Genomic DNA, 16,378 nt, shown 5'->3' with positions numbered 1-16,378 from the left:
ATCTGAAAATTGATGGTCAGGACAAAACGGAAAAAGATGGTCAAGCACTTCGGATTCTCCAGGCAAACATCAATGCCATATCCCCGGAACAAATTTTTCTGTTTCATCGCTGCGAATTTTGAGATATTTCATCGTGAGTGTGCAAAAATCTAATACCGGATACGTCAGCTGGCGGGCTGAATTGGCAATTGTTGGAATGAGGGACGATTTTACTATCCGATTTTTCACAATGGCTACCGATTTGAAATAGAGAACGGTGTTGCGTCGCTTACAAATAGCTTACGGTGAACCTTTAGAATTTCATTCAAACACTTTTTTTATGAATAAAAAATGGTTGAATTTTTATGACAATTTTGTTCGTCCACGCGCTAGATGTTCAGTCGGTTCAGAAAGAAGGTGGCTAAGAAATAGCATGGATGATCGCACATTTGCCCCTGAATTTTACTTGCATTTTTTCAAATTCAGCAGTTACTTTTTCATTATCAACATTGCTAAAATGAATGGTAAAAAGTTTACAATTGCGGCGTTTTTGTATCTTGGTAGCGAATGAAAGAAAGACGGTCAATCGCGGAATTTAAGTTCAAACCAAGTCTGTCCCTGGAGTTTGAGATTATTTCGATCAAAGACTTATACTCAAAGAATAAAAAACAGATTACTCTGCCACATCGTGCAAATTTTTATCATATCATCTGGATCGAAAAAGGAAGTCCAACACATCTGGTAGATTTTCATACAGTGAAAGTACCCAGGAATTCTATACTGTTTGTTAACAAGTTGCAAGTACATCTATTCGATTCATCGGAAAAGTATGATGGCAAGCTGATTCTTTTTACCGACCGGTTCTTTTGCAAAAATCAGGATGACATAGATTTTCTCAACACTACCGTTCTTTTCAATGACCTTCTTGAAACTGTACCATTAAAACTGGATGGAATAAGCAATAGTCTCCAATCTTTGATTCAGCTTGTTGGAGCGGAGTTGGCCAGTGACGATGATCCAATTAAACGCAATGTTTTGAGGAATTACCTCCATGCCTTTTTGCTTTTGTGTGACCGGGAAAAAAGGCGGCAAGGATTTAGGCAGATTCCAAAAGGAGCGGATCGAGACTATTCAATGTTATTTTCCTCGTTGGTCAATGAGCATTTTAGTAAAATTCGTTCTGTATATGAATATGCTGAAATGATGCACGTGCCTGAGAAACGACTTAGTCGTGCAACTGCTCACGTGTTGGGAAAGTCACCTAAAGAACTTATAAGCGAGCGCGTTTTGCTCGAGATTAAGAGACTTCTTGTGCATACAAATAAGAGCATTAAAGAAATCGGTTTTGATTTGGGATTTAACGAACCGAGCAACTTTATCAAATATTTCCGCCAGCAAGCCGGTCAAACTCCCTCTGAGTTCCGCGAGAAGCATTTGGGCGAGCTGTCTAAAAAGTATCATTCGTAGACCATTTCTTACCTTTTTCAAGGCGGCTCAGGTCCCCACCTTTGCATCGTTAAAAATCACAACGATGACAACATTCAAAACTTTAGTGCTCGGTATAACAACGCTGGTAGGGGCTTTAACGTGCTCCGGGAATAGGACAATGGAGGCCACCGAAAAAAATGACTCAACGACAATTAAAATAACGACGAACATGGAAAAGAGTAACAAGGATAAAGTGGTCGAATTGCTCAAGGCAATAGAGACTGGAGCGACTGAACCGATCGCCTATATTAATCCCAACAAGTACACGCAGCATAATTTAAGTGCCGCTGATGGATTTGCAGGCTTTGGAGCGCTGCTAAAGGCATTGCCGCCAAATTCTGCTAAAGTTAAAACCGTAAGAGCGTTCGAGGATGGCAATTATGTATTTACGCATACTGAATATGACTTCTTCGGCCCTAAGATTGGTTTCGATATTTTTAGATTCGAAGATGGCTTGATTGTAGAGCACTGGGACAATCTTCAGGAAACTCCTAAACAGGCAAATCCGAGTGGACATACTATGGTTGATGGTCCAACTACTTCAACAGATGTTGCTAAAACTGAAGGGAATAAGAAGCTCGTTCGCCAATTTGTAGACGATATTCTGGTGAATGGTAAAATGGACAAGATCGCGGGCTACTTTAATCGGGACAATTACATTCAACACAATCCACAGATTCCTGATCAACTTTCTGGTCTTGGAAAGACGCTTGGTGAGTTAGCAAAGCAAGGTATCACTTTGAAGTATGATAAGATTCACCAGGTTTTAGGAGAAGGTAACTTCGTCCTTGTGGTGAGTGAAGGTAACTTTGGCAGTAGCTATAACGCCTTCTACGATTTGTTCCGCTTGGAAAATGGTAAGATTACCGAGCATTGGGATGTGATTGAACAGATACCTGCAAAAGAAAGCTGGAAGAACAACAACGGTAAGTTCGGTTTCTAAAATACGGGTTTTTTAATTTAATTTTGGGAACGGTTTCAATACTGTTCCCATTTTTATGTTGAAAGCAATGGATGTTGGAGATTATGCAGGAGAAATAAGCCCCCACGAACAGTCCTTACGATGCAGAACTTGTAACTAACATGGAGAACCGAAAATCTGTTTACATAAGTGCGATATCAATGCTTTGGCTGGGTAAATAACGAGGCAATCAAGCACAAATGGCTTTCTCGGATCTGAGTCGATAAAGGTTGTAACCAGTATTGCGACAGGGGCTGCTATTAGTCCGATATTTCATGCTTCCGGTCTCCATCGTTAAAGGCCGTTCATAGGCCGGCATGGCATCGAAAATCTTTCGTAAGCTGTCCAAGGACAATGGCTGAAAGAAAATTTGTATGCAGCGATATTTCAGAGCCGATAATTTCAAAACCATGGAGCGTGTCGATCAGCATAACATGTTCCAGGTAGACAGACAAAAAGGAGTAGAGTGCATGTGGACCGAAAGACCCTTCATTGGCGAGTCCCAACGTTTCGCCAGACCATGTAAGGGCGGCGAGCAATTTATTGCGAAGTGTTTCCAAAGCAAGTTCCTTGCGCTGGACCTCCCAGGCGAAAGTCCCGAACACATCGGTATTGAAACCTTGTATAACCTCGACTTTCGCCGGAAGATCTTTTTTTATCAGCGGGGAAATGATGTGCTCCTTTCCATGCATGGTAGCGATAATAAGTTTTCTTTCCGTAAAATGTCGGGTGACTTGCTCTTTGATAGATGGTGGAACGCTTATTATTATATTGGAATTTTCTTCCTGCTGGCGGCGCGAGATTCACTCTCATTGATGTACGCGATATCGGCAAGGTGGCGGCGAAGGTTATATAGAATACGACCAACACATGCGACTTACTGATGATGGGAATAATCATTCCACCAATGACACCGGCCAAAAGTCCCGAGTAGATGGAGGTGCATGAGGCGAGTGCTATGCCTAGGCACAGCGGCAAGGCCACAAAAAAGACCGTGATACTTGCTTTGAAATCACTTTTGAGAAGTGTGAAGGAGTATGTTCTTTGAAAAGGACTCATGGCTGCCCTAAAAAGAATAAAGAAACGGAGACAGCTTGCGTGCAAACTATTTGACCGAGGAGTCTGCCCTCAAAGATCGTTTTACAAAGGCCAGATTGACGTTGATTTTAATCAACCCACCCGTTGAGTTAGGTCAAGCGGCCGGACTCCGGTTCTTTCTAGTTTTGTTGATTGACTGCATGCAAAAGCGCATAGTCAACGCATATAATGATTTTCAAACGTCTTCGGCTAAATATTGGTGTCACCGACAGCGACTTTGTCTCCATTTATCCCGAGGCGATAAAGCATCTGGACCGGAAGCATTGGACTCCCGTGTCGATCGCCAAGGTGGCCTCTGAATTCCTGGCCGAGAAGCCCGGGACCAAAGTCCTGGACATCGGGTCCGGCGCCGGCAAATTTTGCCTAATCGGGGCTGCGAACACCAAAGGACACTTCACCGGCGTGGAGCAGCGGCAGGAATTGGTTGAGTTGTCCCAAAAGCTTTCGGCGTACTACTATATCCGCAATGCGCGGTTCATCCATGCCAATATCCAGTCCGTTGGCTTTGGTGCATATGATGCGTTCTATTTCTACAATTCATTCTATGAGAACCTTAACCCGGTCGAGAGGATTGATGATGCCGTGCGGTTGAGTAGCGACTTGTATCACCTGTATTCACTGCATATCGTCGAGCAGTTGGCCCGTTGCCGGCCGGGAACCAGGTTGGTTACCTATTGCAGCCCTACTACGATAGTTCCCAGCAGTTTCAAACTACTGGATTCGCTAAAAGGAGGACTACTGAAATTCTGGGAGAAGACACTTTCGATTTGAGTGAACTAAAACCTAAAGTATGTTCAAGAAACTACGAGATCTTTTAATCGCTACCGGGAGTACGTTCGCGTGGACCTTCTGATGTACGCCGTGTTGGTCGGCATGATTTTGATATACTTTGTCGTTACCAAGTTTCTACTTCACTGAAGTTACTTTTTTTGAATTTAGTCCTCTGAGGTTCGCTTCCTTAATCATCCCCTTTCGGTCCACGATCCGAATTGACCGGTCTGCCTTCTCAATAAGGCCGGCACCAACGAACTCTTGCAGAAGTCTTACCAGCGTTTCTTTAGCGGTTCCTACCATATTTGCCAGGTCCGTCCGGGACAGGTTAATATCGCTAGGAGTCTCCGTCATAGCCGGGTTCTTGTATTTCTCGTCCAGAATCAAAAGATTAAAGGCCAGGCGTTCCCGCACCGTCTTGGTTGCCAAGTTGGTTATGCTGTTGATGAACAGGCTAAACTCATGACCAAGTGCCTTCAGCAGCGTATTGGAGAGAATGGTTGAATTTCTGATGACCGACAGAAAATTCTCCTTTGGAATGAATGTGATTTCAGCATCTTCCAGTGTGGCGGCGGAATCCGGATAATACTCCTCGCTGAGCAGGGCATGGTAGCCCAAAAGCTCCCCTTCACTGCAGACATAGAAAATTTGCTCACCGCCCTTGCCGGTCGTTTTATATTTCTTGATTCGGCCGGTCTTTACGTAAAATATCCCGGTGGGTATGCCTCCTTCCCGGAAGATCACTTCACCCTTCCGGTAAAGATGTGTAACGCCAGAACCCATGAGCGACTCTACTTCATCGGTTGCCAGGCCCTCAAAAATCTGATCTTTTTTCAGCCGGAAATTTTCAGATAAAAAGTTCTGTAACATCGATTGGAAATTTGGTATGCGCCAGGCAATCTCCACAATTGAATCAATATCTAAGTTGATTTAAATCAATAAGTCAATTGATAATTTTCAATCAAAACCACAGAAACGAGCTCTAATTTGGCCTGAAAACGTATTTTAACCCGGTTTTTATGGTTGCCTTTTGCAATGAGATTCAGCGTGAAATTATGAATGCCGAGGATGAGGCTGTCCTGATTAAGGCGATTGCAAACTCTCTGCAACGGCTGCAGAAACATAGAAATTACAATGAAGACCGCTACATCATGAATATGATTGCCTCCCTGACGGCTCTTCGCGCTGAGGACCTTTCTACCAAATCTTTGGACAATGTAGAACTCGCAACGGCTATTTTCAGGCAATTTCAGCTTGGGAAGTCAGTGCGCCTTTTCTGATGATCAACGTTGCCAGCCCAACCGCCTTGATCTGGGTTCCGGACTCGGGTATCCCGAAACCTCGTCGTTATGGTGGAGTAATGCGTGCTGAGCATGATGCATGGGTCAGTCAACATAATGACGTAAGTCAATCCTGATGACAATTCAACTCAACCATTGCTCCCCGGACTTGCTCTATTTTTGCGCTCCTTTAAAATCATTTTGTTGTTATTAACACTGAAGTAAGCATGAAGGATTTGTTCGAGAAACTAAGAATGGAGCAAGGGCCACTAGCCAAGTATGCCCACCTTCCGGAAGACTATTTCTTTTTTCCTAAGCTGGAGGGCGACATTGGACCAAGAATGAAGTTCAATGGAAAAGAGGTTCTTAACTGGAGTCTCAATAATTATTTAGGTTTGGCCAATCATCCGGACGTCCGGAAAGCGGATGCCGAAGCTACCGCCCGGTTTGGCCTAGGCTCCCCGATGGGTGCCCGCATGATGTCGGGCAACTCGGTACATCACCTTGACCTGGAAAGACAATTGGCTGAGTTTGTAGAGAAGCAGGACGCTATGCTGTTGAACTACGGATATCAGGGCGTATTATCCATCATCGATGCGCTAGTCGATCGCAAGGACATTATTGTGTATGACGCCGAATCGCACGCCTCTATTATTGATGGGGTGCGGTTGCACATGGGCAAACGTTTTGTTTATGCCCACAACGATATGGCGAGTCTGGAAAAACAGCTGCGACGGGCAACCAAGCTAGCCAATGAAACGGGCGGCGGCATCCTTTTGATTACCGAAGGCGTATTTGGAATGTCCGGACAGATGGGCGATTTGCGCGGTATCGCGCAATTGAAAGCGAAATACAATTTCCGTCTGCTGGTAGACGATGCTCATGGCTTTGGAACCATGGGGACGACCGGCGCAGGCGTCGGACAGGAGCAGGGCGTCCAGTCTATGATTGACTTGTATTTTTCCACATTCGCCAAGTCGATGGCCAGCATTGGGGCTTTTGTGGCTGGTGACAGGAACGTGCTCAAATACCTTCGCTATACCGTCAGGTCGCAGATATATGCCAAGAGCTTACCCATGCCGTTGGTGATTGGCGCTCTTAAGCGCTTGGAACTTCTAAAGACCAATCCCCAGCTGAGGTCAGATCTGAAAACAATCATGTTGGCCGTAAAGAATGGGTTGAGAGAACGCGGATTTAACGTTGGAGACTCGCACTCCCCGCCGACACCGGTGCTCTTTAAAGGCGGCGTAGGGGAGGCAGCAAACATGGCCATGGACCTTCGTGAAAATTATGGTATTTTCTGTTCGGTCGTTATTTACCCGGTTGTTCCCAAAGATGTCATTATGTTTAGGATTATCCCCACCGCAGTTCATTCACTATCGGATGTTGAAGAAACATTGCAAGCCTTTTCCATTCTCAAGTCAAAGCTTGATGAAGGATTCTACCGAAAAGAAGAATTGGTGTCGGTAACCCGGCCGGCCTAGGCTTGATTTTTTAGAAAAATATGGTGGACTTTAGACAGCGCATTTTAAGCCGGATCAAGTCAGCTTCAAATGAAGAGGAGGTGACTGATGTGATCGAACAATCAATCCAGCGACTCAAGGGAAGAAATGTTCATGGCCACATCATTCAACGGTTCATCCTTGGGATGAGCAAGGTCCTTTCCCAGGCAAGGATTGAAGCAATTTCCGAAAGAGAAGAATGCAATGTGGATTTGGCTATTGACATTTTTCGGCAGCTTCACCGTCCTTGATCCGTGTTATTTTTTCACGGCCAAGGGCATTAAGTTTTTAAGTATACTACCGGATCATGAGACAACTTAAGATCACCAAGCAGATCACTAATCGCGAAAGCCAGTCGTTAGATAGATATTTGCAGGAAATTGGAAAAGTAGATCTGATCACCGCCGATCAGGAAGTCGAGCTGGCCAAACGAATCAAAGAAGGGGATCAGGCAGCGCTGGACAAAATGGTAAACGCAAATCTCCGTTTTGTCGTCTCGGTTGCCAAACAATATCAGAACAACGGGTTGACGTTGGGCGATCTGATAAATGAGGGCAATTTCGGCCTGGTAAAAGCAGCTATGCGTTTTGATGAAACCCGCGGTTTCAAATTCATCTCCTATGCTGTATGGTGGATTCGCCAATCGATCATGCAGGCTCTAGCCGAGCAGTCGCGTGTTGTAAGGATTCCGCTCAACCGGGTTGGCGCGCTCAATAAAGTCAACAAAACATCTTCCGAACTGGAACAAAAGCTCGAGCGGGAGCCCTCCCCCGAAGAATTGTCTGAAGTGATGGAGATTACTCCGGATGAAATACGGGACACACTGTCAATGGGGAGCCGCCATGTGTCCATTAACGCGCCCTTCGTAACGGGAGAAGAAAACTCTTTACTGGAAGTATTGCAGGACACTTCCGAGGGAACGCCCGATTCCGTCCTCATCGATGATTCGTTGCGGCTGGAGATACAACGATCCCTGTGCACCCTTACACAGCGGGAATCCGATGTGGTTTCGCTCTATTTCGGGCTCAATGGCGGACCGACTATGACCTTGGAGGAGATCGGCGAGAAGTTTAGCCTGACCAGGGAGCGGGCTAGACAAATTAAGGAAAAGGGTATTCGCCGGCTTCGGCATGCGTACAGAAGCAGGGCGTTGAAAAACTATCTGGGATAGTATCGTTGCTTCCTCGCTTGCTTTTCCACTGACGTTTGCGTCTTTGAAACGGTGATGAGGATGTTCCCCTTTTATCAATAAACTCAGGAGAGGGCGCATTTGCTCTAGTGAAGGCTTGTAGATATTCCACGGGTGAAAGATTCGTTTTTGTCTTGAATAATTTCGTTAACGATGAAAGGTTCATGCAGGAACCACAGTAAACCTATTTGTTCGGGTGCCAAGCCAATGCGTACCAGGAGCTCGCAGCCGCCGGCTCTTTGTAGACTTAAATCCATAAAGAGTTCTTTCGGTTCGTGTCTTTGCCGGATCTAAATCGAACTCGGGGTGGTTTATCTTGAATATTGTCTGTCATCAGAGAAGGCCGTTAATAGTTTGCATCGGTCGCGGCACCTTCAAATACTTATTTGGTTATTGAAAGGATCGTCTGAACGCCATTGGTGATTGGTTGGTCTTTGTCTTAAAGAGTTGCTAAAGGACGTCTGCCCGACGTTCCGCTTGTTGTAAAGTTGCACACCGCTTCAAGCAATGCGTTTGTGTGTCTTTCTGTTGAAGACAACGGCAGGGGAATTGACCTTGAAAAAAACGGCGCAAAGATTTTTGGGCTGTATAAGCGATTCAATGGAGTCGGAAGCTCCGCCTTGACCAAAATACGAATCATTGTAATCAAATTTTTAGGCCTACTTTTGGAAAATTTATTTGAAGATAACGGCATGATAATCGAAAGAAAGGATGGTCAATTTCTCTCGGAATGAATTATCTGGCGGTAAGGGATGTGGTGTACGCTTTCGCGGAATGAGTGGTCAACCCCGTTGGAGTCTTCAGGAGCAGAATCGGAACAAATTGTTAATCGACCATGGACTTCCCCGTTCAAATATCTTCCAGGTTGTATGATCTCTTTAGCCCAATTTTTTTGAAGTAAGACGGTGACAGTCCTGTTACCTTCTTGAACTGATTTGATAAGTGGGCCACGCTGCTATAGTGCAGCTTAAAGGAAATCTGCGAAAGATTCAATTGATCGTACAACAACAGTTCTTTCACCTTCTCAATCTTGTGGGAAATAATGAAATGTTGAATGGTAATTCCCTTAACTTCTGAAAAAATATTTGATAGGTAGGTGTAATTATAATTCATTTTTTTACTTATATAGTTAGAGTATTTCACTTTGGGTAGTTCGTCATTGTAGTGGATCAATTCGATAATGACGGTCTTAATCTTGTCAATTAAAATACTTTGTTTATCGTCGAGTAACTCAAGCCCCGATCTTCTCAGATTTTCATTCAATTGAAGTCGTTGACTGGCGGTAATATCCTCTGAAATCTGAACTACCCCCAGTTCAAGTGTAGTGTCATGAAGCCCCAGTTTTTTCAATTCTTCCTTGACGATCATTTTACACCGAAGACTGACCATATATTTAATGTAAAGTTTCATGGGCGAAAATTTTCAAAAAGGAACGAGTCTGTTTTGCAGGTGAATTTTCCATCCGGCCTTATTCGCAGCTAGAAATTCGTACTACCCAAGCAAGGGTAGGTGCCATATCTGTGTGACTAAACTAGGATATTGAAAACAATACACCTATGATAATAATCAGCATCAAAAGTTATTGTTACGAAAAAAAGGAATTATCTGGATTTGAGAAACCGCCCGATGTGGACATCGTGCCCCTTATGAAAACGTTGTTTGCCGAGGTATATTAACATTTTTGATTTAACTAACCGGAGCCTTCATGCCGACTTGTTTTATTACTCGGTGCATCCGTTACGTGATTCAAATTTGGTCGAAGAGGTAGGAAACAGTCATTATAGTTTGACGATTTTCATCGCTTCGGCCCGGACACACAGGTTAGTTTTGCTCCGAACTACAGTTTCTCGCGATAGGTTGATATTATCTAGGTCGGGTGCTGATTTCCATCATTGTATCACTCAAGTGAATCGGCTATTTTTAAGATATCAAACGGGGTGAGGGGTGACCGTGGGGCGACGAATTTTGTTAGTGCGTTTGAGTGTGGTGCGTGAAGAATCGGTGCAGGATGGTATGAAATTCGTTTTCGAGTTAAACTAAACCAAATTTTTATGCTTATCCTTGAAGTAGATGACGATGAAGACGACAGGGAATTATTCCTTGACGCGCTCAATACTATCGATCCGAGTATTTCCTGTCAACAGCTGGAAAGCGGAAAAGACGTCCTCGATTACCTGAATGAGGCAAAGTTGTTGCCCGATTTCATTTTTATGGACGTAAATATGCCGAAAATGACAGGCTATGAATGCGTCAACCTCATTCGTTCGATTCCACGTTTTGAGCTTGTCCAAATAGTGATGTACAGTACTGCTTTTAACCCAGAGGAACGGGCCAATTTGAGCTCCAAGGGAATAAAATTTTTGTCAAAAACAGCTCTGTTTTCCGAGTTGGTCGAAGGGATAAAAAAACTGACCGGCTGTGAATTTATGGCGTTGGCAAAAGGATCGTAAAGGTTGCTCCCCTGTTCTTGATTCCTTTAGCGAAGATAGCCCCTTCATGGTCCTCAACTATTTTTTTACAGATGGAAAGACCCATGCCGGCGCCCTTGACCTTCTTGTCGTCATCCAGACGTTTATATAGTGAGAATATATTATCGGCATATTGTTGGTCAAAGCCGATTCCGTTGTCCTGAATGCGGATGGCTACGTAGTGCCTTCCTTTTTTTAGATGATATTGTGTATACGCGGCAATCGGCGGCCTTTCGGTCGTGATCTTGATAATGGGATCTTTATTACTGAACTTCAATGCATTCTTAATTATATTATAAAAAACCTGGTGCAGTAAAACAGGCTCACCATTTACTACTGGAAGGTGTTCTATGTGAATTGCTGCGTGCTTTTCCTCTATCATCAGTTCGAGATCCTTACAAATATCTTTTGTTGTTTTATTTAGATCGACGGACTTGAATTCTTGCTGGTGACCCTTGAGCAAGCTCGAGTATTGCACCGTGGCCTGCACCAGGGTGGACACTCTTTCCACTGCCCTGTTTATTTTAGCTACATACTGTTCGGCAACCTCATCGCTAAGTTTCCGGCCTGATAGTAGATTGGCAAACGTCATGATTTTTCGCAGCGGCTCCTGCAAATCATGGCTGACACCGAAGGTGAATTCTATCAAGTGGTTATTGATTTTTTTTAGCTCGTTGTTTGATCTGACGGCTTCGCTGATGTTGATGAGTGCAAGCAGGATCAGAAATTCTGCAGGGTTGTCGCCCACGGTTAGCTTGTGCATGTTTACCACAAATGCAAGTTCGCCTATGCCTGGAAAGTATTTAGTAAATTCAAATTCCAGGTAAGCTGTTTTTTTTCCAAGAAGCGTACTCAAGCTTCTTCGAACGATGGAATCATCCCAAGCCTGACCATTCAAGTCGAATATTGAGTGCCCGTCAGTTTTCGCCGGCGTAAGCTGAAATGTATTGTAAAATGAATTGTTGGCACTCTTCACCTGGAGGTTTGAAGTAAGTACCAGGAACGGGCTGTTCACAGTGTCGGTTATAGCCTTTGCATAGCTTTGAGAAGCTTTAAGTTCGTTATTTCTTCTCTCCAATTCCTCGTTTATGGAGGTGAGTTCTTCATTAGTAGATTGAAGTTCTTCTTTTGATGTTTCAAGTTCCTCATTTGTGCTTTTCAATTCTTCATTGGCGGACAGCAGTTCCTCGGTATGTGCCTGTAGGTCCTCATGCGTGGATTCATACTCTTCACTAGTGGTTCGAATCACTTCTCGCGATTGTTCCAATTCACCCTGAAGTCGCATAATGATTTTGGATTTTTGATCGGCTATCGGTTTTTTGCCTGGCGATGGTAGATCGTAGGCCAGATTTTCTTTGAATACGACCAAAAAAAAGAATTCATTTTCTACCTTTTTAGGCACAACCTCAATGATGATTTCCCGGGTTACGTTATTATGCGTAAGGATTATGCCGTCTTTGGACGCTGGCATCCCGGTTTTTCGGGCCTCCGCTAACAGTGTTCGGAGATATACCAACAAGTCCTGCTGTATCATCTTGAGCACATTTAGGCTGGCTTTCCCGACCAGCGGCCCAAGATAAGGTGAAGTGACCCCATAGAACTGTATGATGTTCAGGTTTTGATTCAGGATAACGCTTGGCCACACAAACCGGTCCAGAAGGAGTTTACTCATTTCACCTTCGATGTTCACCTTCTGTCGGGGCATACTCCTTGTCACGGGAGGGGATGACGCCAATCCAGGGGTGGAATTTGAAAGCTGGGCCCATGGGGCCTTGGTATTTCTGCGGGCGTAGATTTTGATTTCCTCATCACGGGCATCAAACAGGTCAGTAGCGCCTGCGACGGTTTCAGCTTTGCCCAGGAACAAGTACCCTGACGGCTTTAATGCGTAGTGAAAAATCTGTAAAATGGTCTGCTGCGGCGCTGGCTCCAGGTATATAAGAACGTTTTGACAACTGATGATATCCATTTGCGAAAAAGGCGGATCCTTCAAAAGGTTATGCTGGGAAAAAATGCACAATTCACGTATGTTCTTTTCGATTTGATAGTGGTGGTTGAGTTTTTTAAAATATTGTGTGAGTTGTTGTGGCCGAACGTTTTGAAGAGTATTCCCTGTGTATATGCCAAGTCGAGCTTTCTCAATGGCTTCTAAATCCAAATCGGAAGCAAATATCTGGAAAGGATAATCCTCATCTCTGGCTTGTAAAAAATCCTTAAGGCAAATGGCAACAGAATAAGCCTCTTCACCGGTGGCACAGCCGGCGATCCATATTCTTATCGGATCATCGTCGTTTCTGTTCTTGAGTAATGCTGGCAATACTTGTTTTTCCAGCGTAGTGAAGAATTCTGGGTCCCTGAAGAAGGTGGTTACATTAATGAGGAAGTCGTTGTAAAGTTCATGGACTTCCTTCTCATTGGATTCAAGTATGAGGATATAATCTCGGAGGGTTTTGCACTTATTCAACACCACTCTTCGGAGTACCCGTCGATAGATCATTGCCTGCTTGTACTGACCAAAAAAGTCAACGCCTTTTTTAGATTTCACGATCGCCAAGAGTTTTTTTAGTAGCTCGGCATCAATGATGTTATTTTCGCCTTGTTCGTGGATCTTGGCAGTGGGCAATCCACTGTAAGGAATTTTTGTCAGGAGCGCGATTTCTTTGGCAATTTTTTGAGGCGATAATCTGAAATCCGCATAACCCGAATCGTATGCATTTTTAGGCATCCCTGGAAATTTGGCGGAGTCATCCTGGGCAAAAGTTATTCCTCCTTCGGCTTTTATAGCCTTTAGTCCCAGCGTCCCGTCTGTTGCGTTGCCAGAGAGAATCACGCCAATGCTGTTATTCTTGTAAATAGCGGCAAGAGTGGTAAAAAAAAAGTCAATAGCGAATGCTCCACCACGCGGCGCTTTCAGGCGAGGAGAAAGTTTAAAATGTCCGTCAATAAGGCTCATGAATGCGTTGGGAGGGATCACATAAACATTGTCAGGTCGCACGTTCATACCATTCTTAACCGTATGGACGGACATTTTGGTTTTATTCTGCAAGATTTCGCAAAGCGAACTCTTATGTTGTGGTGATAAGTGCATGATGAATACGTAGGCGACACCAAGATCGCAATTGAGATTTTTCAATAACTCGGAAAACGCCTCCAATCCTCCGGCAGAGGCACCAAAGGCAGCGATGGGGAAGGTCTCTGCTCGAGGCGTGTTCTTGGCTGCAGGTTTACCGGCGCGAGGCCTTATCGCAATTTTATGGGGTGACTTTGTTTTCATTTATAGTTGGAAGATCCAGACAGGAGCATCAATAACACCGACAAACCAAAAATAGTCTTTCGGGAAATTTATTGTTCATGATTTTGGTCACGACAATCACTTAACTATGGTTGACCTTTTAACTTGATTTGTCGGGCGACACTGTCGCATTATTTACAAGTTACTGTTCTCCGTTGATCTATTTATGTTTAATAATCATTATCTGGGCTGATCGTTGTCATATAATCTATGGATGTCGGAGGCTATGTTTAGGATGAAGTCAGTGCTCACCGGTCTTAGACGATCTTCATTTACATTCGATTATATGTCAAAGTAAAAAACGATCTATTTTGAAAAGAACTCAATTGCTCGGTTTTTGGGTGCCATTGGATAACGCCATTAAGGTTCATCCTCCAATCGCGAGAAGTGACTTGGGATCTGGGCTTCCGTCTGTCGTGTGTTTCTGAACTCCAGGATAATATTGCCATTTTCTTCAGGCCGTTTAAAATCTGCCCGACATTTTTTTTCGTACTCACTATATGATTAAATGAAAATTGGTTTCTTGGGGTATTACGTCGAATGATAACGGAGTTCCCGCTGATCATTTGAATCTCGAATTTGATTTTCAAAATTCTTGTCGGGGAGAATAGAATCGGTGCCGAGTTTCCCGGCATCTTTACCTAGGGCACGGGAGCGTTGGAATTCTTGAAGTCTTTGATTCGTATCCATTTCTGGTGAATACGGCATTTCCTGCCGGGGAGCCCCGGTCAGCCAGCTGATCCTGTTTGGAGGAGGATGCACGCCTGTGACGTGTCTGTGGTTTTCCAGACTATATATATATACGTCCTAGATCAAACCAACAATGATTGCAATGAAGAACAAGACAATACAGACCGAGGTTGATGCATCTTACCTTTACCAAAAACTGGCTGATCATGAAGCGGATGCGACAATTGCTAATGTCTTCAAGCAAATGAGTGAGATAGAGAAGGACCATGCGGTGGCATTTGCAGAAAAAGAAGGCGTGCCCCTGGCAAATCTCATGCAGCCCTCATGGCGGGCAAAGACAATTAACTTAATTGGTAGGATTTTTGGCTATGACTATGTGTTGGGAACTTTGATGGAAACTGAAAAGAGTATATCCAATGCGATACTTGTGACAAAGAAGAAGAACAATGTTGCAATAAAGGGTACTGAGACCAGTCACGTTAAAATACTGCGAACTATACTCGAGAGTGAAAGCAAGGTAACAGGTGCGCAACTATCCAAATTCGAAAGCCGACATCGTTCTGTAGGAGGGAATGCAATTAGAGCGGCAGTGCTGGGTGGTAATGATGGTCTGGTGTCCAATTTTAGCTTGATTATGGGAATAGCAGGAGCAACCGCTGGTCAAAACGGCGTTCTCCTGGCAGGTCTGGCAGGTTTGTTGGCGGGTGCTTTGTCAATGGCATTAGGTGAATGGATTTCAGTGAAGAGCTCTCAGGAGCTTTATGAAAACCAGATGCAGATTGAAATGAATGAACTGGAAACAAATCCCGAAAGTGAATTGAAAGAGCTTGCATTAATATATATGGCGAAAGGAATTCCCGATGAACAGTCACGAAGTATGGCTGGCGATATAATGAAGGACAAAACCCGTGCATATGAAATGTTGGTGAAGGAGGAATTGGGGATAAATGCCGAGACGCTGAAAGGTTCTGCGGTGGAAGCGGCGATCTACTCATTTATTCTGTTTGCTATTGGGGCGGTCATTCCTGTTCTTCCTTTTATGTTTACCAATGGAACGAAAGCGATTATTACTAGTGTTGCCGCCAGCGCGGCAGGATTGTTTATAATCGGTGCTGCTATTACGCTGTTTACTGGTAAGAGTGTATGGTATTCAGGCTTCAGACAAGTCCTTTTTGGGCTAGGGGCTGCGGCGATATCATTTGGGATAGGAAAGCTCATTGGCGTTAATGTTGCGTAAAATATTTCTTCGTAGAAATATATTATGCTGCGTTCATTTTTGAATCCGTCATCGGTTGCGGAAAACTGTGTTGCGCGTCTCCGGAAACGCGCCTATCAGTGTGTGCGTTGAGTCAGCGATGACGCCTGAGCTTTTCTTCGCCGGGCGCTTGGTGCCGTTATCTGGCCCGGTAAGTCAAAAGGCTAAAATTGGCGTGAACCAATCTGGATGCTATGCAGGCTGAAACGATAGTAAAATGTCGATGCCTGACCCTGAAAGGTATGACAATGATAGATACAGTATTAAAAAGGATAAAGCCCATGTAAGCTCCCCTGAAGTTCGGCCATTTGAAAGTTGAATACAAATGTTCAATTTTAAATGGTTAAGACGATGAAAAAATCAAAGTTCACAGAGACACAGATAGCGAAGGCGATCAATGAGCAC

14 protein-coding genes are annotated in these 16,378 nt (G+C 44.2%); 10 read left to right on the top strand and 4 right to left on the bottom strand.

Annotated features, from left to right (window positions below; translation table 11 throughout):
- Window positions 1-319: 319 nt before the first annotated feature.
- From JI741_RS31135 to JI741_RS31125, 3 genes are all read left to right on the top strand, one after another.
- Window positions 320-550, top strand: a complete 231-nt coding sequence (locus JI741_RS31135; RefSeq protein ID WP_202016343.1) for a hypothetical protein — start codon at window positions 320-322, stop codon at window positions 548-550.
- Window positions 547-1,446, top strand: a complete 900-nt coding sequence (locus JI741_RS31130) for a helix-turn-helix domain-containing protein (RefSeq protein ID WP_202016342.1) — start codon at window positions 547-549, stop codon at window positions 1,444-1,446. The genes JI741_RS31135 and JI741_RS31130 overlap by 4 nt, the downstream gene beginning before the upstream one ends.
- A gap of 190 nt (window positions 1,447-1,636) precedes the next feature.
- Window positions 1,637-2,410: a nuclear transport factor 2 family protein gene (locus JI741_RS31125; protein WP_202016341.1), complete on the top strand. Its 774-nt coding sequence runs from the start codon at window positions 1,637-1,639 to the stop codon at window positions 2,408-2,410.
- Between the two features lie 323 nt (window positions 2,411-2,733).
- On the opposite strand, the gene JI741_RS31120 is transcribed toward JI741_RS31125, so the two are convergent.
- Window positions 2,734-3,120, bottom strand: coding sequence for a DUF6671 family protein (locus tag JI741_RS31120; RefSeq protein WP_202016340.1), 387 nt, complete (start codon window positions 3,118-3,120; stop codon window positions 2,734-2,736).
- Window positions 3,121-3,694: 574 nt separating this feature from the next.
- Between JI741_RS31120 and JI741_RS31115 the strand changes: the two genes are divergently transcribed.
- Complete coding sequence (locus JI741_RS31115) at window positions 3,695-4,297, top strand: class I SAM-dependent methyltransferase (RefSeq protein WP_202016339.1); 603 nt, start codon at window positions 3,695-3,697, stop codon at window positions 4,295-4,297.
- A gap of 135 nt (window positions 4,298-4,432) precedes the next feature.
- Here JI741_RS31115 and JI741_RS31110 read toward each other — a convergent pair whose 3' ends face one another.
- Window positions 4,433-5,167 (bottom strand): Crp/Fnr family transcriptional regulator, encoded by a 735-nt coding sequence (locus tag JI741_RS31110; protein ID WP_202016338.1) that lies wholly within the window; start codon window positions 5,165-5,167, stop codon window positions 4,433-4,435.
- A 149-nt stretch (window positions 5,168-5,316) separates the two neighbouring features.
- Here JI741_RS31110 and JI741_RS31105 point away from each other — a divergent pair, with 149 nt between their 5' ends.
- The 4 genes from JI741_RS31105 (at window position 5,317) to JI741_RS31090 (ending at window position 8,250) form a co-directional block, all read left to right on the top strand.
- A complete protein-coding gene (locus JI741_RS31105; RefSeq protein WP_202016337.1) occupies window positions 5,317-5,577 on the top strand; it encodes a hypothetical protein in 261 nt (86 codons plus the stop codon).
- Between the two features lie 227 nt (window positions 5,578-5,804).
- Window positions 5,805-7,061: an aminotransferase class I/II-fold pyridoxal phosphate-dependent enzyme gene (locus JI741_RS31100; protein WP_202016335.1), complete on the top strand. Its 1,257-nt coding sequence runs from the start codon at window positions 5,805-5,807 to the stop codon at window positions 7,059-7,061.
- 20 nt (window positions 7,062-7,081) lie between these two features.
- Window positions 7,082-7,330, top strand: coding sequence for a hypothetical protein (locus JI741_RS31095; protein ID WP_202016333.1), 249 nt, complete (start codon window positions 7,082-7,084; stop codon window positions 7,328-7,330).
- A 56-nt stretch (window positions 7,331-7,386) separates the two neighbouring features.
- Entirely contained in the window at window positions 7,387-8,250 is an 864-nt protein-coding gene (locus JI741_RS31090; RefSeq protein WP_202016332.1) for a sigma-70 family RNA polymerase sigma factor, read from the top strand.
- 867 nt (window positions 8,251-9,117) lie between these two features.
- Here JI741_RS31090 and JI741_RS31085 read toward each other — a convergent pair.
- Window positions 9,118-9,678 carry a helix-turn-helix domain-containing protein gene (locus JI741_RS31085; RefSeq protein WP_202016331.1) on the bottom strand — a complete coding sequence of 187 codons (561 nt, stop codon included), beginning with the start codon at window positions 9,676-9,678 and terminating at the stop codon, window positions 9,118-9,120.
- Window positions 9,679-10,319: 641 nt separating this feature from the next.
- Here JI741_RS31085 and JI741_RS31080 point away from each other — a divergent pair.
- Window positions 10,320-10,718: a response regulator gene (locus tag JI741_RS31080; RefSeq protein ID WP_202016330.1), complete on the top strand. Its 399-nt coding sequence runs from the start codon at window positions 10,320-10,322 to the stop codon at window positions 10,716-10,718.
- On the opposite strand, the gene JI741_RS31075 is transcribed toward JI741_RS31080, so the two are convergent.
- Window positions 10,693-14,010 carry a CheR family methyltransferase gene (locus JI741_RS31075; RefSeq protein WP_202016329.1) on the bottom strand — a complete coding sequence of 1,106 codons (3,318 nt, stop codon included), beginning with the start codon at window positions 14,008-14,010 and terminating at the stop codon, window positions 10,693-10,695. The two genes, JI741_RS31080 and JI741_RS31075, sit on opposite strands and share 26 nt — an antisense overlap.
- A gap of 850 nt (window positions 14,011-14,860) precedes the next feature.
- On the opposite strand from JI741_RS31075, the gene JI741_RS31070 reads away from it, so the two are divergent.
- Window positions 14,861-15,955 (top strand): VIT1/CCC1 transporter family protein, encoded by a 1,095-nt coding sequence (locus tag JI741_RS31070; protein WP_202016328.1) that lies wholly within the window; start codon window positions 14,861-14,863, stop codon window positions 15,953-15,955.
- Window positions 15,956-16,378 lie beyond the last annotated feature (423 nt).

The organism is Chryseolinea lacunae (assembly GCF_016735595.1).
Lineage (GTDB): Bacteria > Bacteroidota > Bacteroidia > Cytophagales > Cyclobacteriaceae > Chryseolinea > Chryseolinea lacunae.
Note: the sequence above shows the minus strand (reverse complement) of the source record. Positions and strands in the feature narration are given on the sequence as shown.